The sequence below is a fragment of the Thermodesulfobacterium sp. genome (assembly GCF_030445475.1).
GTDB classification, from domain to species: domain Bacteria; phylum Desulfobacterota; class Thermodesulfobacteria; order Thermodesulfobacteriales; family Thermodesulfobacteriaceae; genus Thermodesulfobacterium; species Thermodesulfobacterium commune.
In genome coordinates, this window is sequence record NZ_JASUTP010000009.1 from 1 (window position 1) to 20,827 (window position 20,827).

General features: G+C 35.0%; 21 protein-coding genes. 19 read left to right on the forward strand and 2 right to left on the reverse strand.

The window, feature by feature from the left end; genetic code table 11:
* From PWP26_RS04325 to PWP26_RS04350, 6 genes are all read left to right on the forward strand, one after another.
* The coding region (locus tag PWP26_RS04325) for a DRTGG domain-containing protein (RefSeq protein WP_301399023.1) at positions 1-820 on the forward strand (820 nt) is incomplete at its 5' end.
* 5 nt (positions 821-825) lie between these two features.
* Positions 826-2,133 carry an amidohydrolase gene (locus tag PWP26_RS04330; protein WP_038060081.1) on the forward strand — a complete coding sequence of 436 codons (1,308 nt, stop codon included), beginning with the start codon at positions 826-828 and terminating at the stop codon, positions 2,131-2,133.
* A gap of 237 nt (positions 2,134-2,370) precedes the next feature.
* Positions 2,371-2,763, forward strand: a complete 393-nt coding sequence (locus PWP26_RS04335) for a CBS domain-containing protein (protein ID WP_051754421.1) — start codon at positions 2,371-2,373, stop codon at positions 2,761-2,763.
* A 66-nt stretch (positions 2,764-2,829) separates the two neighbouring features.
* The gene (acs, locus tag PWP26_RS04340) at positions 2,830-4,806 is read left to right on the forward strand and encodes an acetate--CoA ligase (RefSeq protein ID WP_301399024.1); all 1,977 of its coding nucleotides are present in this window, start codon (positions 2,830-2,832) and stop codon (positions 4,804-4,806) included.
* Between the two features lie 89 nt (positions 4,807-4,895).
* A complete protein-coding gene (locus PWP26_RS04345) occupies positions 4,896-6,071 on the forward strand; it encodes an iron-containing alcohol dehydrogenase (RefSeq protein WP_301399025.1) in 1,176 nt (391 codons plus the stop codon).
* Positions 6,068-7,108, forward strand: coding sequence for an NAD(P)-dependent oxidoreductase (locus PWP26_RS04350; RefSeq protein ID WP_287568584.1), 1,041 nt, complete (start codon positions 6,068-6,070; stop codon positions 7,106-7,108). Before PWP26_RS04345 ends, PWP26_RS04350 begins: the two co-directional genes overlap by 4 nt.
* Here the strand turns inward: PWP26_RS04350 and PWP26_RS04355 are convergent.
* Positions 7,099-7,761 carry a 2,5-diamino-6-(ribosylamino)-4(3H)-pyrimidinone 5'-phosphate reductase gene (locus tag PWP26_RS04355; protein ID WP_301399026.1) on the reverse strand — a complete coding sequence of 221 codons (663 nt, stop codon included), beginning with the start codon at positions 7,759-7,761 and terminating at the stop codon, positions 7,099-7,101. The two genes, PWP26_RS04350 and PWP26_RS04355, sit on opposite strands and share 10 nt — an antisense overlap.
* Positions 7,754-8,383 carry a CDP-alcohol phosphatidyltransferase family protein gene (locus PWP26_RS04360; RefSeq protein WP_301399027.1) on the reverse strand — a complete coding sequence of 210 codons (630 nt, stop codon included), beginning with the start codon at positions 8,381-8,383 and terminating at the stop codon, positions 7,754-7,756. Before PWP26_RS04360 ends, PWP26_RS04355 begins: the two co-directional genes overlap by 8 nt.
* Before the next feature lie 290 nt (positions 8,384-8,673).
* Here PWP26_RS04360 and rplU point away from each other — a divergent pair, with 290 nt between their 5' ends.
* From rplU to dsrP, 13 genes are all read left to right on the forward strand, one after another.
* Complete coding sequence (gene rplU / locus PWP26_RS04365; protein WP_353735831.1) at positions 8,674-8,985, forward strand: 50S ribosomal protein L21; 312 nt, start codon at positions 8,674-8,676, stop codon at positions 8,983-8,985.
* 12 nt (positions 8,986-8,997) lie between these two features.
* Positions 8,998-9,252, forward strand: a complete 255-nt coding sequence (gene rpmA, locus PWP26_RS04370) for a 50S ribosomal protein L27 (protein WP_273011502.1) — start codon at positions 8,998-9,000, stop codon at positions 9,250-9,252.
* 97 nt (positions 9,253-9,349) lie between these two features.
* Complete coding sequence (gene plsY, locus PWP26_RS04375; RefSeq protein ID WP_301399028.1) at positions 9,350-9,961, forward strand: glycerol-3-phosphate 1-O-acyltransferase PlsY; 612 nt, start codon at positions 9,350-9,352, stop codon at positions 9,959-9,961.
* Positions 9,954-11,372, forward strand: a complete 1,419-nt coding sequence (locus PWP26_RS04380) for a FapA family protein (RefSeq protein ID WP_301399029.1) — start codon at positions 9,954-9,956, stop codon at positions 11,370-11,372. The genes plsY and PWP26_RS04380 overlap by 8 nt, the downstream gene beginning before the upstream one ends.
* A gap of 6 nt (positions 11,373-11,378) precedes the next feature.
* A complete protein-coding gene (locus tag PWP26_RS04385) occupies positions 11,379-12,140 on the forward strand; it encodes a hypothetical protein (protein WP_273011509.1) in 762 nt (253 codons plus the stop codon).
* Positions 12,130-13,497: a tRNA lysidine(34) synthetase TilS gene (tilS, locus tag PWP26_RS04390; protein WP_038060068.1), complete on the forward strand. Its 1,368-nt coding sequence runs from the start codon at positions 12,130-12,132 to the stop codon at positions 13,495-13,497. Before PWP26_RS04385 ends, tilS begins: the two co-directional genes overlap by 11 nt.
* On the forward strand, positions 13,494-14,909 hold the full coding sequence (locus PWP26_RS04395; RefSeq protein WP_301399031.1) for a DUF342 domain-containing protein: 1,416 nt from the start codon (positions 13,494-13,496) through the stop codon (positions 14,907-14,909). Before tilS ends, PWP26_RS04395 begins: the two co-directional genes overlap by 4 nt.
* A 209-nt stretch (positions 14,910-15,118) precedes the next feature.
* The gene (locus PWP26_RS04400) at positions 15,119-15,676 is read left to right on the forward strand and encodes an RsbRD N-terminal domain-containing protein (RefSeq protein WP_038060066.1); all 558 of its coding nucleotides are present in this window, start codon (positions 15,119-15,121) and stop codon (positions 15,674-15,676) included.
* Between the two features lie 15 nt (positions 15,677-15,691).
* Positions 15,692-16,747, forward strand: a complete 1,056-nt coding sequence (gene dsrM / locus PWP26_RS04405) for a sulfate reduction electron transfer complex DsrMKJOP subunit DsrM (RefSeq protein WP_301399032.1) — start codon at positions 15,692-15,694, stop codon at positions 16,745-16,747.
* Positions 16,748-16,763: 16 nt separating this feature from the next.
* Complete coding sequence (gene dsrK / locus PWP26_RS04410) at positions 16,764-18,386, forward strand: sulfate reduction electron transfer complex DsrMKJOP subunit DsrK (protein WP_038060064.1); 1,623 nt, start codon at positions 16,764-16,766, stop codon at positions 18,384-18,386.
* A gap of 22 nt (positions 18,387-18,408) precedes the next feature.
* Entirely contained in the window at positions 18,409-18,795 is a 387-nt protein-coding gene (gene dsrJ / locus PWP26_RS04415; protein ID WP_301399033.1) for a sulfate reduction electron transfer complex DsrMKJOP subunit DsrJ, read from the forward strand.
* Positions 18,786-19,550: a sulfate reduction electron transfer complex DsrMKJOP subunit DsrO gene (dsrO, locus tag PWP26_RS04420; RefSeq protein WP_287568570.1), complete on the forward strand. Its 765-nt coding sequence runs from the start codon at positions 18,786-18,788 to the stop codon at positions 19,548-19,550. Before dsrJ ends, dsrO begins: the two co-directional genes overlap by 10 nt.
* A gap of 28 nt (positions 19,551-19,578) precedes the next feature.
* On the forward strand, positions 19,579-20,769 hold the full coding sequence (gene dsrP, locus PWP26_RS04425; RefSeq protein WP_301399034.1) for a sulfate reduction electron transfer complex DsrMKJOP subunit DsrP: 1,191 nt from the start codon (positions 19,579-19,581) through the stop codon (positions 20,767-20,769).
* The last annotated feature ends 58 nt before the right edge of the window (positions 20,770-20,827 follow it).

The following is a 20,827-nucleotide window of genomic DNA, read 5'->3' on the forward strand; positions in this document are numbered from 1 at the left end:
GTACAAACTGTTTGAAGGAGAAGACATATCTGTAGACCAGCAGATAAGAGAGGTTATAAAAAAACAGGCTGAACTTAAGGATTACCTTTTTGTGGTTGGGGGAGACAACATTTTTGAAGGCTACAGCCTTGGGATAGACAGCTTTCATTTAATAAAAGAATTAAAAGGCAAGGGATTAATAGTTCAGCTTTGGGATGGAGAGACCTCGGTAGACGACATTTTAGGAATCAAAGAGCTTTTAGGAGAAAATTTTGCCGGTGCGGTGATAAACAAGGTCCCTGTTGAGGAATATCCTTATGTAAAGGAGAAGGTGGTTCCATACTTAGAGGGTAAGGGTATAGAGGTTTTAGGGGTTTTCAAGAAGGACAAGTTGCTTGAGGCAGTAACGGTTAGGACGCTACTTGAGGTGGTTAACGGGGGTATTGTGTGTTGTGAGGACAAGCTTGATGAGTTTGTAGAGAACATTACGATAGGTGCGATGGACCCTGAGAATGCGATGAGGTATTTTTTAAGGATACCTAACAAGTTAGTGATAACAGGGGTAAACAGGACAGACATTCAGATTTTAGCTTTAGAGACTTCTACCAAGTGTTTACTTTTGACAGGGGGTTTGTATCCAAGCGAGATGGTGGTAAACATAGCTAAGACAAAGGGAGTGCCAATTGTGGTGACCTCTCTTGATACCTTCTCGGCAGTTGAAAAAATACAGGCCTTAGTAGGAAAAGCCATTTTAAAGGAAAAGGGTAAGGCACTGAGGGCTAAAGAGATGGTAGCTAAAGAGTTTAATTTAGAAAGATTTTTAAACTTAGTAAGAGGTTAAAACATATGGATGAGAAGTTGATTTTAGCCAAATGGGTAGTGCCCTCGGCTTATGAACCTCCTATAAAAGAAGGTGGGGTTTTTATAAAGAAAGGAGTTATTTTAGATATAGGTACTAAAGAGCAACTTATTAATAAATACCCAAACGTAGAAAGAGAGGTATTTGAAAACGGTATTCTGATGCCGGGATTGGTTAACGCACACACTCATATTCCTATGAGTATTTTAAGAGGTTTAGCAGAGGATCTTTCTTTGATGACCTGGTTAACCCAATATATTTTTCCTGTAGAGGCTAAATTAAAAAAAGAATGGGTTTATTGGGGAAGTTTGCTTTCTCTTATAGAGATGATAAAGTCGGGGATTACTCTTTTTTGTGATATGTATCTTTTTGAAGAAGAAGTTATAAAAGCCACAGAAGAATCTGGGATAAAAGGGTTACTTGGAGAAGGTCTTTTTGATTTTCCTTCTCCAAGTTACGGCCCTTTAGTTAAAGGGTTGGAATTAACAGAAAGTTTGTTAAGAAATTTTCAAAACCATCCTTTAATAAAAATAGCGGTATGTCCTCACACTTTATATACTTGTTCTCCGGATACGATAAAGTCTTGTCTCAAAATTTCTGAGAGATATGGAGCTAAACTTCACATTCATCTTTCCGAAAATCAAGAAGAGATAAAACTGATAAGGGAGCGTTATGGTAAAAATCCTATAGAGCTTCTTGCTGAAATAGGGGGGGTTAATGAAAATCTTATAGCTGTCCATGGGGTTAAGATAACTCCTAAAGAAATAGAACTTATGTCTAAAGCTAAGTCCAGTTTTATCCATTGTCCAGAGAGTAATTTAAAGTTAGGCTCAGGGGTTGCACCTATCCCTGAGATAATAAAGGCAGGTATAAACCTGGCTTTAGGTACTGATGGGCCTGCTAGTAATAACGACCTTGATATGTTTTCTGAAATGAGGACCGCCTGTTTAATCCAAAAAGGGATCAAAGAGGACCCGACGGTTATTACCGCTAAAGAAGTTTTTTATGCTGCTACCGAAGGAGGAAGTAAGGCCTTAGGTTTTTTAGATACAGGTAAACTTTCCCTAGGTTATAAAGCAGATTTAGCTGTGATAGACCTCAACAATCATTCTTTACAACCAGACTACAATCCTCTCGCTCTTATAGTCTATACAGCAAAAGCAGGTTGTGTGTCTCACCTAATGGTTAATGGAAAATGGATTATGAAAAATTATCAAGTCTTGACTGTAGATGAAGAAAAGATAAGAGAAAAGATAGAAAAAATAAAAAAAGAGGTTTTGAAGATAATTTCTTAGAAGACATAACTGAGGTATTTTTTCTCATTGAGGTTTTTTTCATCACTTATTTTTTCATAAAAAGCTAGTTTTTTTTGAAATTTTGATTATAAGAAGCCAGGCATAAATCTTGTTATATAAAATGTAAAGCATACTCTTATAAGTTTAGATTAGTGAAATTTTTAACAAAGCTATTTTAAATTTTGTTATGTTTGTAATATAAAACTTAATAAATCATTTTATAAGGAGGAGGGGCTTATGATAGAGATTGAAAAGATAAAAGTGAGAGATGTAATGACTACTCCGGTAGTTACTATTGATGGTAACGCTACGGTGAAAGAAGCCGCAGAGTTGATGATGAAAACTGGTTACAGAGGGTTGGTAGTTGATAAGGTAGACGAAGAAGATGCTTATGGGATTATCACAGTTAAAGACATAGTTTATAAAGTTATAGCTAAGGGACTCCCTTTGGAAAAAGTTAGGGTTCTAGAAGTTATGACCAAACCGTGTATCACCGTTCCTGATTACTATGATATAAAATATGCGGCTAAACTTATGGCGATGGCAAACGTGGTAAGGCTTCCGGTTATTTCAGGAGAAAAATTAGTAGGTATGATAACCTTAAGAGATATCATAAAACCCCACGTATAATAGCAAAAGATTTTTAATATTTATTTTATTTTATTTTAAAATAAAATTTTCAAAAAGGAGGTAGATATGGCAGAGTTAACATCTTTGTTGAAAGAGGAAAGGATTTTTTATCCTCCTCAAGAAGGTAAAGACCAGGCTTACATTTCTTCTCGTTATAAATATAAACAAATTTATCAGTATTCCTTAGATGACCCTGATGAGTTTTGGGCTGAGAGGGCTAAAGAGTTGATAACTTGGTTTAAGTATTGGGATAGGACTTGTTATTGGGATTTTTACAAACCAGAGATCAAGTTTTTTGAAGGTGGTAAGCTAAATGCTTGTTTTAATTGTGTAGATAGACATTTAGACAACCCAGCTATAAAAAATAAGGCAGCTATAATTTGGCAAGGAGAACCTGACAGAGACACCAAGGTTTATACCTATAATATGCTGCACAGTGAGATATGTAAGTTTGCTAAGATTTTAAAGAATTTAGGTGTAGAAAAAGGTGATAGGGTAACCATTTATCTTCCTACTATGCCAGAGGCTGTGGCAGCGATGTTGGCTTGTGCAAGAATAGGGGCTATCCATAGTGTAGTGTTTGGAGGTTTTTCCTCAGAAGCCCTTAAAGTTCGTATTCTTGATGCTCAGGCTAAGGTAGTTATCACTTGTGATGGCACTTATAGAGCTGGAAGAAGAATAACTCTTTTAGATAGGGCAGAAGAGGCTATAAGAGATTGTGATTGCGTAGAACATTGTATTGTGTTAAACCGTTTTGGTGATCCTATAGAACTAAAAGATAACCGTTGTATCTTATACGACGACTTAAAAAAAGATTTAAGTGTAGCTGAGTATTGTGAATATGAAGTAATGGATGCTGAAGATCCTCTTTTTATTCTATATACCTCAGGTACTACAGGAAAACCTAAAGGAGTTTACCATACCACAGGTGGATACTTGGTATATGCCGCGCATACCACCCAGTGGGTTTTTGACCTAAAACCAGACGATATCTATTGGTGTACTGCTGATATAGGTTGGATTACCGGGCATTCCTATGTAGTTTACGGTCCTTTAGCTTTAGGAGCTACGGTTTTTATGTATGAGGGGGTTCCAACTTATCCAGATCCAGGAAGATGGTGGGAGTTGGTAGACCGTTATGGTGTAACTGTTCTATATACAGCTCCTACAGCGATAAGGGCGTTGATGAGAGAGGGAGATCAGTGGCCTAAGAAATACAATCTTTCGAGCTTAAGGATTTTAGGAACGGTGGGAGAACCTATAAACCCAGAGGCTTGGGTTTGGTTTTATGTTAATGTAGGACGTAAACGCTGTCCTGTAGTAGATACTTGGTGGCAAACCGAGACCGGTGGACATATGATAGCCCCTATACCCTTTGCAGTACCTCAGAAACCTGGTTCAGCTACTTATCCTTTACCTGGAGTAGAGCCTATTATCCTAAGAGCTGACGGAACAGAGGCAGACATCAACGAGGGAGGTCATCTTTGTATCAAAAGAGCCTGGCCTGGTATGGCAAGAGGGGTTTGGGGGGATGAAAAAAGGTTTAAAGAGGTCTATTTTAGCAGGTTTCCAGGATATTATTACACAGGAGATGGTGCCAGAAAAGACGAGGACGGCTATTTCTGGATTATGGGAAGACTTGACGATGTTATCAACGTTTCTGGACACAGGCTTGGTACGATGGAATTAGAGTCTGCTTTTGTAGAACACCCTGCAGTAGCAGAGGCTGCAGTGGTGGGATTCCCTCATGACATTAAAGGAGAAGGGATCTTTGCTTACATCGTACTTAAAGAAGGTTTTGAGCCTACTCCAGAACTCAAGAAAGAGTTGGTCTCTTATATTAGAAAAGCTATAGGTCCTATAGCAACCCCTGACTTCATACTTTTTGCACCTGGGTTACCTAAAACTCGAAGCGGAAAAATCATGAGAAGGATCTTAAGAAAGATAGCAGCACAACAGTTTGAAGACTTGGGAGATACCAGTACATTGGCAGAACCTGAGGTGGTAGAGAAACTGGTAGAGTTGAGAAAAAATTTAAAATAACCGGTTGATTTATTTTGGTTTTTGATTAAAAATAGACCTATAGGGGTAAGCCCTATAGGTCTATTTTTATTTTAGAAGGGGGTTAATCGATGAAAAATTTTGAGTTTTATCTTCCTACAAAAGTTTTTTTTGGTAAAAAAGTTTTGAGACAATTTCCTAAAGAAGTTTCAGGTATAGGGAAAAAGGCCCTTTGGGTTTTTGGAAGGGGATCCATAATAAGAAACGGAGTTTATGACCAAGTTAAAGAGGTCTTAAAAAAAGCTAATATAGAGTATATAGAATTTGGGGGAGTAAAAGCTAACCCTCTTTTATCTAAGGTTTTAGAGGGTATCAAGGTAGCCAAAGAAGAAAAGGTTGATTTCATTTTGGCTACCGGAGGCGGAAGTGTAATAGACACTGCCAAGGCTATAGCCTGTGGGGTTTTTGCAGAGGAAAAGATATGGGATTTTTATGAAAGAAAAGATTCTCCTACACAAGCTCTCCCTATAATAGCAGTGCCTACTATCGCTGGTACTGGTTCAGAGCTAAACAACATAAGCGTTATAGTGAACGACGAAACAAAGGTTAAACTTTCTATGAACTCTCCCTGGATTTTCCCTAAACTTACTTTTTTAGACCCTACCTTTACTTTTACTGTACCTCCTGATTATACCGCTTATGGGGCTTTTGACGCCTTTTCTCATGTTTTTGAGGTTTTTATAAGTAGAGAATATAAAAAAGACTGCCTTACAGAAGACCTTATGGTAGCTTTAATGAAAAACCTTATGAAATGGTCTAAGGCTGCTATGTATGACCCTACTAATTATGAAGCCAGGGCTAATCTTATGTGGGCTTCTTCTTTAGCTTTATGCGGATTACCTAAAGCAGGTATGGGAAAATACAGGTTTTTTATTCATGCTTTAGAACATACCTTAAGCGGAGTATATGACCTTCCTCATGGACTGGGTTTAGCAGTCATAACTTATGCTTGGATAAAGGTTTATAGAAAAAACAAACTTCTTCATAAATTTTTTGAAAAAGTTTTCAACATAAAAATAGAAGATAAAATCTCTATAGAAATGGGGATCGAAGTCTTTGAAAACTGGTTAAGGGACTTGAGACTTCTTTATACTTTAAAAGATTTAAAAATTCCTGAAAAAGATTTAGAATACTTGATAGACAAGGCTTATCATATCTTAACTATATGGCAGGTAGCTGATGAGTATTCTAAAGAAGAGGTAAGTAAAGTATTTTATACAGCTTATTTTGGAGAGGTTAAATCATGAAAATAGGTATCTTTGAAATCGAGAGAGACTGGGAAAAGGAAGTTTATTTAAAGACTTTAAAACAAAACTTAGGAGAATCATTAAGTAATTTAGATCTTATTTTCACCTCAGAACCTTTAGATAGTTTTACGGGTGATGCTTATTCAGACTTAAATGTGGCAGTGATTTACATTCGTTCTTTGGTTGACGAAAAAGTACTAGATCGACTTCCTAACTTAAAACTTCTCATCACAAGAACCACAGGCACAGACCATATAGATATTTTGTCCTGTCAAAAAAGAGGTATAATAGTAGCCAATTCTCCTTACTTTGCTTTTACTACCGTAGCAGAACATACTATAGGTCTTATTTTTGCTTTAGCAAAAAGGTTTCCTACGGCTATTTCAAAGATTAAAAACTTAGATTTTTCAAGAGAAGGACTTTTGGGGTTTGACTTATTTGGTAAAACCATAGGGATTATAGGTACAGGTAACATAGGGAAAGAAGTTGCAAGGATAGCTTATGGAATAGGTATGAAAATTTTAGCGCATGACATAAAGCCTGACCTTCAGTTAAAAGAAAAATTTGGGGTAAGTTATGTCTCTTTGGAGGAGTTGCTAAAACACTCTGATATAATAGTAGTTATGGTTCCATATTATTCTAAAACTCATCATATGATAAATCTTGAGAATATAAAATTAGTAAAGGATGAAGCTATGTTAATTAATACCGCTCGTGGACCTATAGTAGATACAGAAGCTTTAATATGGGCTTTACAAAATCGAAAACTACAAGGAGGGATTGCTCTTGATGTATTTGAAGGAGAAAGGGTATTACTTGAAATGGAAAAAATTTTAGAGAATAGATTTTCACCTCAAGAGTATGAAAAAGCTTTGAAAACCCTTCATCTTTTGAGTTATCCTAACGTTATCTTTACCCCTCATACTGCACACTACACTAAAGATGCTCTACGAAGAAATATAAATTGGGTAGTAGAAACCATAACTCAATTTGTGAAAAACAAATGCCTTTTAACCACTTACTCTTTTTATTTTTGAACTTTCCACTCAGAAATCAAAAAATCGTCTATCTGAAAGAATTTTTGGATTTTAAGTTTTAATACCTTACTAAGCGATTTAAACCCTTCTCCACCTACAAAGGTAGGTACGTTTTTTCCACCTACTATCACTGGAAGATGGATGATTCTAATTTCATCTACATATCTATTTTTCACAAACTCCCAGTTAATAGAAGACCCTCCTTCTACCATCAATTTTTTTATTCCTCTTTGATAAAGCTCTGATAAAAGTACCTCAAAGTCTACCAACTCTTCTCCAGCAACGATAACTTCAGCCCCAAGCTCTTTAAGTTTTTCGATTTTTTCTTTAGGAGCTCTTTGGGTAGTAGCAATGATGGTAGGAGCATCTTTAGAAAAAATGTTAGCATTATAAGGTACGTTAGCCGTAGAACAAGGAATGATTCTCACCGGGTTTTTACCTTCTACATACCTTACGGTCAAACTTGGATCATCTGTTCTTACTGTTTCGCAACCTACCATGATACCGTCTACCTCAGCTCTTATACCATGTAAATAGCGATAAACTTCTTTGGTCATCAAACTCATTAGTTCTTTGCTTGAAGCTCCTCTATATAATGTAAGCTTTCCGTCTATTGTAACCTCAGATACTATTATTACATAAGGTCTATTCATCTTTTATCCCTCTACAGTTTTGATATAAGTATAAAATCCTTGTTATAAGAGAAAATAGGGTGAAGACAGTGATAAACTTTATACCAAACTCGAGTCCGATTTCATAAGGAGCAAATTTCTCTAAAAAGGTAAAGATTAAGATGCTTAGATGAGTTTCAGGACGACCAAAAAAACCGACGTTTTCTAAAGGATCTTGGATTTTTCCTTTTAGTTTTACCTGATATCCTATTTCAGCATATACCACAGGCTTGAGAAAGGAGTGGAGCATAGAAGATACTATAGCTAATATCGTCCAAAAAGCATCAGTATAGATATAGGCAATAGTACCTAAAACTATACCATCTACCCACTTATCTGCTATCCAATCAAAAACTGCTCCAAATTTGGTGGTATTGCCGGAGATTCTTGCTATTTCTCCATCCATAAGGTCTAAAAGGCCAGATAAAAGTAACAAAAAGGCAGCTGTCAATAAGTATTCATAATAAAAACAAACACCAGCTATCGTTCCTGATACTAAAGAAAGAGAAGTAATAAAATTAGGAGAAAGATTACTTTTGTAGAGTAAAAAACTTAAAGGGAAATAAAATCTTTTAAAATAAGCCCGTTTTGAAGTAAGGTTCATGATAAATATTTTATTAGTATTTGTTTAAAAGTCAATAAAATAACAGCATTTGGAGGTTAAAAATAGATTGTTCTACTGAGGATAAACTCTTTCTTGAAAAGTCTCTCTTTTTCAAAAATTAACATTTTATATAAAAAATCATGTGGTATTTAAAAAATGAATAGATGATTTAAAATATCAGGGTTATTCATGACAGAAAACAAATTTTAAAACAACGGATAAACAATATTGACAAAACCTGTTTTTAAGATATCTTTTAAGGTGAAAAATTTCAGGAAGGAGGGATTTTCGTGTTTGCCGTGATCAAGACTGGTGGAAAGCAATATGTAGTAAAACCTGGTGATAAAATCAAAGTAGAAAAAATAGAAGCTAATGTAGGAGATACTGTAGAAATTTCAGAGGTTCTTTTAGTTAATAAAGATGGAGAAATAAAACTGGGGACTCCTTTAGTCGAAGGAGTAAAGGTGATTGCTTCTGTGGTAGAACATTCTAAAGGACCGAAAGTGATCGTTTTTAAGAAAAAGCCAAAAAAGGGTTATAAAAGGAAAAGAGGGCATAGACAGCTTATAACTACGTTAGAAATTAAGGAAATTTTGGAATAGGGGGAAAGATAAATGGCTCATAAGAAGGCAGGAGGTTCCTCAAGAAACGGACGAGATTCTAACTCTAAGCGTTTAGGGGTTAAAAGGTATGGTGGTCAGTTTGTAAAAGCAGGTGAAATCATTATTAGGCAAAGAGGTACTAAAGTTCATCCTGGTTTTAACGTGGGTGTTGGCAAAGACTATACTATTTTTGCAAAGATAAGTGGATTTGTTAAGTTTGAAACCAAAAACGGAAGAAAAGTAGTCAGCGTTTACCCCAGTTTATAGCCAAAAATTTTAAGGGTCAGTGCTATTTTTAGTACTGACCTTTCATTTTTACCTGCTTGTTTCTTGTCAATTTTAAAAATTCGTTTAAAATTTCTTTGTGGTTTATTTAATTTTTATCTCTATAATAAGTTATATTTTAGGGTCTATTCCTTTTGCCTTAGTGGTCTGTTTGCCCTTTGGAGTAGACCCAAGAAAAGAAGGCAGTAAAAATCCTGGGGCTACTAACGTTGCCAGACTTTTAGGTAAAAAATGGGGTTTTATAACCTTTTTAGGAGATGCCTCTAAGGGTGTTTTAGCTCTTTTAATAGCCTCTTTTTTAAGCTCAAAAACACCGTATTCTCAGGAATTAATCCTTTCTTTAGCTGGGTTTTTTGCTGTATTAGGCCATCTTTTTTCTGTTTTCTTGGGTTTTAAAGGTGGAAAAGGGGTGGCTACTACCATAGGTGTTTTTTTATTTCTTGCACCTAAAGCGATTTTAGTAAGTTTATTAACCTTTTTAGCTGGTGTAGCTTTGACAGGTTTTGTTTCTGTAGGATCCTTACTCGCAACTTTTTTCTTACCTATAAACCTTTTTATTTTTAACTATTCTACCGAATATATAATATGTGCAACCTTTTTGGGTATTTTAATCTGGTATAAGCATAAAGAGAATATAAAAAGGCTTTTAAGAGGAGAAGAAAAATCTTGGAAAAAAGAGCCTCATGGATAAGGATAAATTAAAAAAAGAAGGGCTTAATTTGGAAGGATTTGAGTTTAAAGTATCTGAAGATGAATTGATGTTTTTTTGGGATGAAATACCTACTGAAGAAAATCTTAAAAAATTTAAAGAAGTTTGGCCTCAAGTTAAATCAAGACTTATAGAGGAAGGTATCTTTGGGGTGCTTGAAGAACCAGAAGTTTTAAATAATAGATTGGTTGTAGCAAAGGGAGTACCTATCACTCCTTTTGTACCAGAAAAAATAGAACTTTTGGAAAAATTTGCTAAGGTTATTTCTTTTCAAGATGAGCCTGTGGATTTACAGGATAAAGAAGAGAGAAAAGATATAAGAGAGATTCATAGAAAAATAGTGTGTGCCGAAGAAAACGAAATAATTGGAAAATGGTATCCTCCTATTCCTGGTTTAGATGGGGTTAATGTGTTTGGAGAAACCCTTCAGGCTCCCCAACCTTCCTCTCAATCTCAGATCCGGTTAGGAGAAAATTTATTTATAGATGAAGAAAAATCTATCAGAGCTAAACAGTCAAGAGTTGTTATTTACCATCAAAATACCATCGATATTTTTCCTGAATATGAAATAAAGGGAGATGTGGATTTTTCTGTAGGAAATATAGATTTTATAGGTAAAAAGTTGATTATCAAAGGAGATGTAAAGTTTGGTTTTAAGGTGAAGGCCAAAGGGGACTTAGAGCTTTATGGGGGGACAGAGAATAAGGTTTTGATCGAGGTAGAAGGAAATTTTTTGTGTGATGGGATCATAAGAGGGGAAGAAACTAAGGTTAAAGTAAAAGGTAAAGCAGAGGTTAAAGGGGTTGAGCATGCTAAATTAGAAGTTTTGGGAGATTTAGTAGTAAAAAATTACCTTATTTTTTCGGAAACCTTTGTGTCTGGAAAGATAGAAGCTAATGCAGGTAAAGGGATCATCTATGGAGGGGTAGTTAAAGCTTGTGATGTTATAGAAGCTAAAATTTTAGGAAATGAAACCCATACTTCTACCAAAATTTTAGCGGGATACCAACCTGAGTTGATAGATGACTATCTGCGAAAGATTCAACAATCTATACTTTTAGAAGAGACGCTAAACAAACTTAAAGTGGGCATTGAGTTAGGAGAAAGGCTTAAAAAAGAAAAAAACTTAACCCCAGAAAAACAAAAGATTCTTGAAAAGATTCAAAAACAATATGAACTTTATTCTAAAGAGTTAGAAGAGCTTTTACAACAACTAAAAATTATTAAAAAAGAACTTTCTTTGTATAAGTCTAAGTTTATCAAAGTTCAAGAAAAGGTTTATCCGGGGGTTATGGTAGGGATTGCTGATGTGTTTTATACAGTTGTTGAGGAGATACCTGGACCGATAATTTTTAGTTTAGAAAATGGTAAGATCAATATCCAGAAAAGTTAAAGCAAAATGATAAAAGACTGGGATGAGTTTTCAGAAAGTTTAAGCATAGAAATCAAAAAAGAAATAGCTGAAAACTATTTTAGAGAAAAAGTCTATTTAGAAGAAAAATGGAACCTTTTCAAAGAGGAATGCGACCAACTAAAAAAATTATATAAGAGAGTGTTTAACAACAGTTGGCGGATTTTTTTTCTACTAAATAAAGATGAGGATTTAATTTCTGCATTTGAAAAAGCTACCGATTTTCCTTTAAGAGAAGTTTGTATTTTAAGTAAAGAAATTTTTTCTAAAGAATTTACTCAGCCTGAAGAGACTATCAAAAAAAAGCTTTTTTCTAATATAACCTCTTCATTTTCTCTAACCACCAAAAGTAAGTTTGTAAAGCTTTTTTTTACTGTATATAAAAGGTTTAGTAAGGTTTTAAAGGAGTATTTATTAAAATTAGAGAACCTTAAAAAGTTTTATCAAGAGTTAGAAGAAGAAACCCAAAACTTTTATAAAAAATTTGATTTAAGTTATATTTTAAGTTTTTTTAACAGACTTTCTGGAGAAGGATTAGAAATTGGTGCTATAGAAGACAAAGAAAAAGTTTGGTCTTCTCTTTCTGAGGCTTTAAAAATAGAGACACCTCCTCCTTTGGATTTAATTTTTAAAGAATTTAAACCTCTTCCCGATTTGGGCAAGGTTTATCAACAACTTTCATTGTTTGCTAAAAAGGCCTACGAGCTTTATCCTGAAAACGCTAAAGATATCCTTAGGCATGTTTATTAACACCATTAAACAGGTTATCGAAAAGTTTAAGCTTTTACAAAAGGGAGACCGAGTACTTCTTGGTATCTCTGGTGGGCTTGATTCTGTAGCGCTTTTAGAGGTTTTTTGTCTCTTAAAAAAGGACTACCAACTTTCTCTTTTTGTGTCTCATTATGACCATAAGATAAGAAAAAATTCCTATCAAGATGCGATGTTTGTGTATCAACTTTGCAAACAAAAGGGAATTCCTTTTTTTTATACAGCTTCTCCTGTGCCTCTTTATGCCAAGCGCGAAAAACTTAGTTTAGAAATGGCAGGAAGAGAATTAAGATACAGATTGTGGTATTTTTTAGCCAAAAAGTATGATTTTCAAAAAGTTGCCCTGGCTCATCATTTAGACGACCTGGCAGAAGAAATTTTTTTAAAAATTATAAAAGGTACTGGTAAAAGAGGTCTTGCAGGAATACCTATTAAACGAGAGGACCTTATCATAAGACCTTTTTTATTTGTAAGTAAAGAAGAGATAAAAAACTTTGCTCAGGAGAGGGGGCTTAGATGGGTTGAAGACCCAACCAACGATGATTTAAGGTTTTTAAGAAACCGAGTAAGACATCTTTTAATTCCATACTTAGAACAAACCTTTAACAAAAACATTAAACAAAATCTTAAAAAAGTTGCGTTAATCATAGCAGAAGAAGAGGAGCTTATCGAAGATCTTGCTAAAGAGCATTATGAAAAATTAAAAGTGTTTGAGGGAAACACACTGCGTTTAAAATTTTATGAACTTAAAAATCTTTCTCCTACTTTAAGAAAAAGAATATACTTTCTGGTTTTTCAAGAGATAGGTCTACCTTTGTTTAGGATTACTTTTACTCATCTTGAAAGTTTAGAACGTTTGGTTACCCAGAATATAAAAGGTCCTGTAAGCCTTCCTGGAGACTATATAGCCTATCGTGGTCCAGGTTATTTAGCTTTTTCTAAGAAAAGCTCTGCTCTTCCTTATTTTGAACTAGAAGTAACGGCAGAGGGGGAATATTTACTTCCAACTCAAGAGATTTTAAAAGTTTATAAGATGAAATCTTTAAAGGAAGTAAAGGAAACACCTTTGATGATGTGTTTTTCAGCTGAGAAACTTATTTTTCCTTTTAAAGTGAGAAACAGAAAGCCTGGAGATAGAGTTTTTATTTCTGGATTAGGGCATAAAAAGATAAAAAAGTTTTTCCAAGAAAAGGGTGTAGCCCATCATCTTAGAGATCAGGTTTTAATCATAGAACATAAAGGAAAAATCGTAGCTATATGGAAGATATATGTTGACCCAGAATATAAGATAAGAGAAAATCAAGAGGTATTAGTGTTAGAGGTTCGATCTTTAAAATGATAGACAAGTTAAAGTTTAAAAAAGAGGGTTTGTGGTTTGGAGATTTTCTTTTATATCTAAGTCAAGATGAAATGTTAGTATATTTGCCTGTAAAACCTTCAGAACGGGTTCTTCTTAAAGATTTTATCAAAAACTGGGAAACAATAAAAGAAGAACTGAAAAAAGCAAACATTTTTGGGGTTTTAGAGGAGCCAGAACTTGTAGACGATAAATTAATAGTAGCTAAAGGAATACCTCCTACACCACCCATTCCAGAAAAGTTAGAATTTTTAGAAAAGTTTGCTCTTTTATTATCAGATGCTAAGACCGAAAAACTCGAATTAGATACTCAGGATCTGAGAGAAGCACCTAAAAGACTTATTTGTGTTGAACCAAACGAAATTATAGCAAAATGGATTCCTCCTATTCCAGGTATACCAGGCATGAACGTTTTAGGCGAACCTATACCTTCTCCTGAGGTAAAGGAATCTGCAAAGATTATCTTAGGGGAAAATCTTTTTATCGACGAAGAAGGATGGGTTAAGGCTAAAACAAGCGGAGTGGTGGGTTTACAGGGTAATAAACTTGAAATTTTGTCAGAGTATACTATCGACGGAGATGTAGATTTTTCTGTAGGTAACATAAGGTTTATAGGTAAAAAATTAACTATTAAAGGAGACATAAAGTTTGGATTTAAGGTTAGGGTCAAGGGAGACTTAGAACTTTACGGAGGGACAGAAAACAAAGTTTTGATAGAGATAGAAGGGAATTTTCTGTGTGATGGGATCATAAGAGGGGGAGAAACTAAGGTTAAAGTAAAAGGTAGAGCTGAGGTTAGAGGGGTTGAGCATGCAAGTTTAGAAGTAGACGGAGATCTTTTGATTAAGAATTATATGATTTTTGGTAAAGCTACGGTGTCAGGAGGGTGTTTAGCTAGCACAGGTAAAGGTTTAATTTATGGTACAGAAATAAAGTGTGGTGGTAACGTAGAGGTTAAAATTTTAGGCAACGAAACCCAGACTCTTACTAAGGTTTATGCAGGATATAAGACAGATTTGATCACTGAGTATTTTAAGGTACTCCAAAAAAGTATTATTTATGAAGAAACCTTAAATAAATTACAAACAGGAATTGAGATGGGGAAGAAACTTATAAAGGAGGGTAGGGTTACGCCTGAAAAAGAAAAAATAATCGAGAGACTTTTTGAACAGTATGAGCTTTACGACAGAGAATTGAAAAAACTATTAGAAAGGTTAAAAGAACTGAAAAAAGATCTTGGTTTATTTAAACAAAAAACCGTAAAAGTTTTAGAAAAGGTCTATCCAGGGGTTATCATTTGTATAGCTGACCAACAAAAAATCGTCACAGAAGAAATAAAAGGTCCTTTAGTTTTCTTTTATGAAGAAAGTGGTGTCAATTGTAAAAAAATCTAAAAGATAAAAAGGTGTTTTAAAAATTTAAGCTTATGTTTTTATCTATAGTTTCAAATAAAAAAGTTGAAAAAATTAAAAAAAATAAAAAAAATTCTTTTTTAAACCGGAAAAGAAGGCTAAAAGGAAGTTTTACTTTTTAAAACGAGGATTGACTTTTATTAAGATGAAGGTATAAATTTAGTTTAAAATTCCTTTTAGAGGGCCTTAGATTGTCTGAAGAACTAACAAGGTTTTTAGAAGATAACCAGGAGAAAATTTTTAAAAAGTGGAAATCTGTTTTTTTAAGCTCTTTAGGAGAAGAGGCCAAGAAGTTTTTTAGTCGAGAGGTTGATCCTTTTCAAAATCCATTTGGGCATAGGATAGAAGAAACTTTTCAAGGCTTGGTAAGGATTGTGTTGGGTGAGTTCAAATGGGAAGAAGCTAATTATTATTTAAAAAGGCTTGTGCAATTACTTGCTGTCCAAGAACAAGTTCCTTCAAAAGCTTTAAATTTATTTATTCAGCTCAAGGGGATTATAAGAGAAGAAATTGGAGAAGAATTTTTAAAAAGGTTTGGTATAGAAGAATTTTTAAGGTTAGAAGATAAGATAAATGCTCTTCTTATTAAAGGATTTGACTATTTTTATGAATATAGAGAAAGGTTAAATCAGATCAGATATGATGAATGGAAAAGGAATCATTTTTTATTGTTAAAGAGGGCAGGGCTAGTTTACGACCCTATGGAAGGAATGCCTCAAGTTGAGGCAGAAGACAAAATAAACCAATAAGAGAGGGAGAGAGGTATGAACGTAGGCTGGAGTTTTTTGATTTTTTTAGTCTTGCTTCTTATCCCCTGGGTTGGAGTAGGGGTTTTAGGTTTGCAAGGATTGTTTGTTACAGTAATCCCTTATGTATGTTTTTTGATTTTCATCGTAGGACTCGTTTACAGGATATTAAACTGGGCTAAGTCTCCTCAGCCATTTAAAATTCCTACTACTTGTGGTCAACAAAAGAGTTTACCCTGGATAAAGCATAGCCGCTTAGAATCTCCTTTTAACACCTTTGAGGTAGTTTTAAGAATGGTTTTAGAGGTATTGTTCTTTAGAAGTTTGTTTAGAAATCTTAGGGCTGACCTACAGGGAAAAAAGCTTATTTATGGTTCTGCTAAGTGGTTGTGGTTAGGGGCTATTCTTTTCCATTGGTCTTTTTTGATCATTCTTATAAGACATCTCAGATTGTTTACAAACCCTGTTCCTTCGGTAATTCAATTTTTGGACTATATGGATAGTTTTATTCATAGTTTTGGTGTTCCTCCAGTTTATATTACCGATATTTTAATTATTGCAGGTCTTTCCTTTTTGCTTCTCAGAAGATTGGTAGACGCTAAGGTTTCTTATATTTCTCATGGTTCAGATTATTTTCCGTTATTTCTTATTTTAGGTATAGTAATAACTGGTGTTTTGATGAGGTATAACTTAAAAATTGACGTATATGCTGTCAAACAAATAACCTTAGGGTTAGCTACCTTTAAGCCAGCTGTTCCTGAGGCAAAAATAGGAACGATATTTTATGTGCATCTTTTCTTGGTGTCAGTTTTAGCTGCGTACTTCCCGTTTAGTAAACTTGTCCATATGATAGGGGTGTTCTTTAGTCCTACGCGTAATATGCCTAATAACAATCGTGCTGAAATGCATGTTAATCCTTGGAACTATCCGGTTAAACATTTAACCTATGCAGAATGGCAGGAAAGATTTAGAGAAGTTATGGAAAATGCCGGGATTCCTATAGATGAGGAAGTAGAGAAAGAAGAGCATGAGTGGTATACTATTTATGGTCCTAATAAAAATTTAAACCTATAAACTAAAGGAGGTAAGAATGAGTCTTCCCAAGCCTGACGAATTGATATCTGATGTAAAATTGCACAGTACTCCAGCTAAAGATTGGATGGAAATAAAACCTGAATTGAGGAAGGGTTATTATCTAAGTATTGTAGAGCCTAAATATTTAGAAGAATTAGATCTTAACCACATGGGGAAATGGCAGCCTTATGATGAGAAATGGCCCTTGCCTGATGGTTGGCAAGAAAAGGTGAAGGAAGAACTTCAAAGAAGGATGAGAATAAATCGTGCTTTTAAGTTGTTTATGGATATATGTGTGAGATGTGGAGCTTGTGCCGATAAATGTCACTTTTTCCTTGGTACAGGGGATCCTAAGAACATGCCGGTTTTAAGGGCTGAGTTGGTAAGGTCTGTTATAAAAGGCGAGTTTAGTACTTTTGGCAAGCTATTTGGAAGGTTAGCTGGGGCTAGAAAGTTAGATGAGGATGTAATAAAAGAGTGGTTTTATTATTTTTATCAGTGTACAGAATGTAGAAGATGTTCGGTTTTCTGCCCTTATGGGATTGATACCGCAGAGATAACCATGATGATGAGAGAGATTTTGCTTGAGCTTGGAATTGGCACAGACTGGGGAATTAAGCCTGTTCATAACAGTTATTATATAGGTAACCATGTAGGTGTACCTCCTCAATCTTTTAAAGAAAACTTGGAGTTTTTAGTTTGGGAGTTTGAAGAGATTACAGGAATTAAGATCGATTTAGATAAGTATATAAACAGAAAAGGCGCTGAAATTATGTTTGTTCCCCTATCAGGGGACTATTTTGCTGAGCCAGGTATCTATACTATGTTAGGTTATCTTGTTCTTTTCCATTATTTAGACTTAGACGTTACGATGAGTCCTTTTGCTACCGAAGGTGGAAACTTCGGCTTTTTCAATTCTTTAGAAATGGCCAAAAGACTTCATTCAAAAATATATGATGAAGCAAAAAGACTTAAAGTTAAGTGGATAATGGGTGGAGAATGTGGACACATGTGGAGGGTCTGGCATCAATACCATAATACTTTCTTCGGTCCGATCGACTTCTTAGAAGTTCCTAAATCACCTATTACTGGCACAGTTTTTGAGCATGCTAAATCTAACAAAATCATTCACATAGTTGAGTTTACCGCTGACTTGATTGCTCACGGAAAATTAAAGTTAGACCCTTCAAGAAACGATCACTTAGTAGTTACTTTCCACGACTCTTGTAACACTTCAAGAGGTATGGGAATTTTTGAGGAACCTAGATTTATTCTGAAACATGTATGTAATAATTTTGTAGAAATGCCAGAAAATACCATTCGTGAAAAGACCTTCTGTTGTGGAAGTGGATCCGGACTTAATGCTGGAGAAAACATGGAAATCAGGATGAGAGGTGGTTTTCCTAGAGCTAACGCTGTAGAATATGTGCATAAAGAATATGGGGTTAATCATGTCGTTTGTATCTGTGCTATAGATAGAGCTGCTTTACCCACCCTTTTCCAGTACTGGGTTCCTGGTGTTGAGGTAGGAGGCCTTCATGAGTTGGTTGCCAATGCTTTAGTGTTTGAAGGAGAGAGGTCAAGGGATGTAGATTTGAGAAGAAGACCTTTAAAAACTCCTGTAAAAGGTGTAGATTAAATCTTCCTAAGGAGGCCATGGTATGTATAATGCTGGAAAGGTGATAATTTTTATAGTGGTTCTTATCTTATTTTTTACGATACCTATGTGGTTAAATTTGGGGAGGGTAGAGGCTATTCCTAAACCAGAGCTACCTAAAGACAAGGCTAAATGTATTGAATCTAAGGAATACATGAGAGCTTATCATATGAAACTTTTAGATGATTGGAGGAAACAGGCCATTCGTGAAAATAAACATGTATACGTGGCTAAGGATGGAGAAAAATATTTTATTAGTTTACAAAAAACTTGTATGAAATGCCATAATAACAAAGAAAAGTTTTGCGATAGTTGTCATAATTTTGTAGTAACACACCCAGATTGTTGGAGTTGTCACATTGCACCGGAGGTGGCAGAAAAATGGCAATAAAAAGAAGAGACCTTTTAAAATTAGGTGGTTTAACTTTAATAGGTACAGCAGCTTCAGCTGCTGTCGGAGGTGTTTATACAAAGCCTCAAGAGGCTTTGAAAGGTAGTAGATGGGCTTTAGCTATTGATGTGGTTAAATGTAAGGAAAACCGAGCTACCTGTGGTTTGAAATGTGTAGAGGTATGTCATTCTTTACATAATGTTCCCAGCATCCCTGATAAGAAAAAAGAAATTAAGTGGATCTGGGAAGAGAAGTTTGAACATGCTTTTCCTGAGCATGAAGCTAATCATTATTTAAACGAAAAACTGCACGATACACCTTTCTTACTTTTATGTAACCATTGTGATAATCCACCATGTGTTAGGGTTTGTCCTACCAAGGCAACTTTTAAGAGAGAAGACGGTATTGTAATGATGGACTATCACAGATGTATAGGTTGTCGTTTTTGTATGGCAGCATGTCCTTATGGGGCAAGGTCGTTTAACTGGATAGACCCAAGACCTTTTATTGCTAAGGTAAATCCTGAATATCCTAGTCGTATGAAAGGTGTGGTAGAAAAATGTACTTTTTGTTATGAAAGAATAGCAGAAGGTAAAATACCTGCTTGCGTGGAAGCTTGTCCTGCTAAGGCAATCGTTTTTGGAGATCTTAAAAATCCAAACGATGAGATTAACAAGATATTAAAAGAACGTTTAGCTATTAGAAGAAAAGAAGAATTGACCACCTATCCTTCAGTTTTTTATTTGATTGGATAGAAAATTTTAAACAAAGAGGGGTAGAAGTATGATAGAAAAGGCATTAACAGGAAGTAAAAAGTATTGGTTATGGCTTGCCTTTTTAGGCACCCTTATTTTTATAGGGTTTTTATGTTACTTACTTCAATGGAAGATTGGTTTAGGTATCACTGGTATGAGTAGAGATGTTTCGTGGGGCTTCTATATTGCCAATTTTACTTTTTTGGTTGGAGTAGCGGCTTCAGCTGTAATGGTAGTTCTTCCTTATTATTGGCATAACTATAAAGAGTTTGGAAAGATCACTGTTTTAGGAGAGTTTTTAGCTATTTCAGCAGTTTTGATGTGCATGCTTTTTATTTTTGTAGACCTTGGTCAACCAAATAGAGTTTTAAATGTTTTAAGATATCCTACTCCAAACTCGGTCTTCTTCTTTGACGCTTGTGTTCTCTCTGGGTATCTTCTTTTAAACCTTCTCTGTGGATGGACGGTTTTGCATGCTGAATATAAAGGAACAAAATATCCTTCTTGGTTAAAACCTTTTATTTACTTAGCTATTATTTGGGCTCCAAGTATCCATATCGTAACGGCTTTTATATACCAGGGTCTACCTGGAAGACACTTTTGGTTAACAGCTATCATGGCTCCAAGATTTTTAGCTTCTGCGTTTTCTGCCGGTCCAGCGTTAATTATTATCTTAGCTTTGTTGCTAAAAAGAGTTGCTAATTTTGACGCAGGGCAGAAGGCAATACAGACTTTGGCTAAGATAGTAACCTATGCTTTTGTTTTAAACTTACTCTTCTTCTTCTTTGAAGTCTTTACAGCTTTTTACAGTGGTATCCAGTCCCATCAAGCTCCGATTAAATATTTGTTTACTGGATTAAAGGGACATGCTGAGTGGGTGCCTTTTATGTGGGCTTCTTATATTCTTGCTTTTATAGCATTAATCCTTTTAGTGATTCCAGCTACGAGAAAGAATGAAACTACATTGGCTGTTGCTTGTTTAAGTGTGTTTATAGCAGCTTGGATAGACAAAGGTATTGGTCTGATTACCGGAGGATATACTCCTACTCCATTTGAAACCATAACTCCTTATCGTCCTACATTACCTGAAATAGGTATCGCTATCGGTATTTGGGCTTTAGGGTTTTTTGTTTTAACCATTCTTTATAAAATAGCCTTAGGGGTCAAGGAATCTAAGGAGTTAAGGGTTAAATATCAAGGGGTATTGATTAAAAAGTAGAAAGGAATGAGATTTAAAATTTATAAAAGGGAAGAAGTTACTCAAACTTCTTCCCTTT

Bases quoted from the DNA above. Each gene is read 5' to 3' on its own strand.
- PWP26_RS04335 (WP_051754421.1), top strand. From the start codon at position 2,371: ATGATAGAGATTGAAAAGATAAAAGTGAGAGATGTAATGACTACTCCG.
- PWP26_RS04380 (WP_301399029.1), top strand. From the start codon at position 9,954: ATGGATAAGGATAAATTAAAAAAAGAAGGGCTTAATTTGGAAGGATTT.
- dsrK (WP_038060064.1), top strand. From the start codon at position 16,764: ATGAGTCTTCCCAAGCCTGACGAATTGATATCTGATGTAAAATTGCAC.
- tilS (WP_038060068.1), top strand. From the start codon at position 12,130: ATGTTTATTAACACCATTAAACAGGTTATCGAAAAGTTTAAGCTTTTA.
- dsrJ (WP_301399033.1), top strand. From the start codon at position 18,409: ATGTATAATGCTGGAAAGGTGATAATTTTTATAGTGGTTCTTATCTTA.
- acs (WP_301399024.1), top strand. From the start codon at position 2,830: ATGGCAGAGTTAACATCTTTGTTGAAAGAGGAAAGGATTTTTTATCCT.
- PWP26_RS04350 (WP_287568584.1), top strand. From the start codon at position 6,068: ATGAAAATAGGTATCTTTGAAATCGAGAGAGACTGGGAAAAGGAAGTT.
- dsrM (WP_301399032.1), top strand. From the start codon at position 15,692: ATGAACGTAGGCTGGAGTTTTTTGATTTTTTTAGTCTTGCTTCTTATC.
- PWP26_RS04330 (WP_038060081.1), top strand. From the start codon at position 826: ATGGATGAGAAGTTGATTTTAGCCAAATGGGTAGTGCCCTCGGCTTAT.
- PWP26_RS04360 (WP_301399027.1), bottom strand. From the start codon at position 8,383: ATGAACCTTACTTCAAAACGGGCTTATTTTAAAAGATTTTATTTCCCT.
- rpmA (WP_273011502.1), top strand. From the start codon at position 8,998: ATGGCTCATAAGAAGGCAGGAGGTTCCTCAAGAAACGGACGAGATTCT.
- PWP26_RS04345 (WP_301399025.1), top strand. From the start codon at position 4,896: ATGAAAAATTTTGAGTTTTATCTTCCTACAAAAGTTTTTTTTGGTAAA.
- dsrP (WP_301399034.1), top strand. From the start codon at position 19,579: ATGATAGAAAAGGCATTAACAGGAAGTAAAAAGTATTGGTTATGGCTT.
- dsrO (WP_287568570.1), top strand. From the start codon at position 18,786: ATGGCAATAAAAAGAAGAGACCTTTTAAAATTAGGTGGTTTAACTTTA.
- PWP26_RS04395 (WP_301399031.1), top strand. From the start codon at position 13,494: ATGATAGACAAGTTAAAGTTTAAAAAAGAGGGTTTGTGGTTTGGAGAT.
- PWP26_RS04355 (WP_301399026.1), bottom strand. From the start codon at position 7,761: ATGAATAGACCTTATGTAATAATAGTATCTGAGGTTACAATAGACGGA.
- PWP26_RS04385 (WP_273011509.1), top strand. From the start codon at position 11,379: ATGATAAAAGACTGGGATGAGTTTTCAGAAAGTTTAAGCATAGAAATC.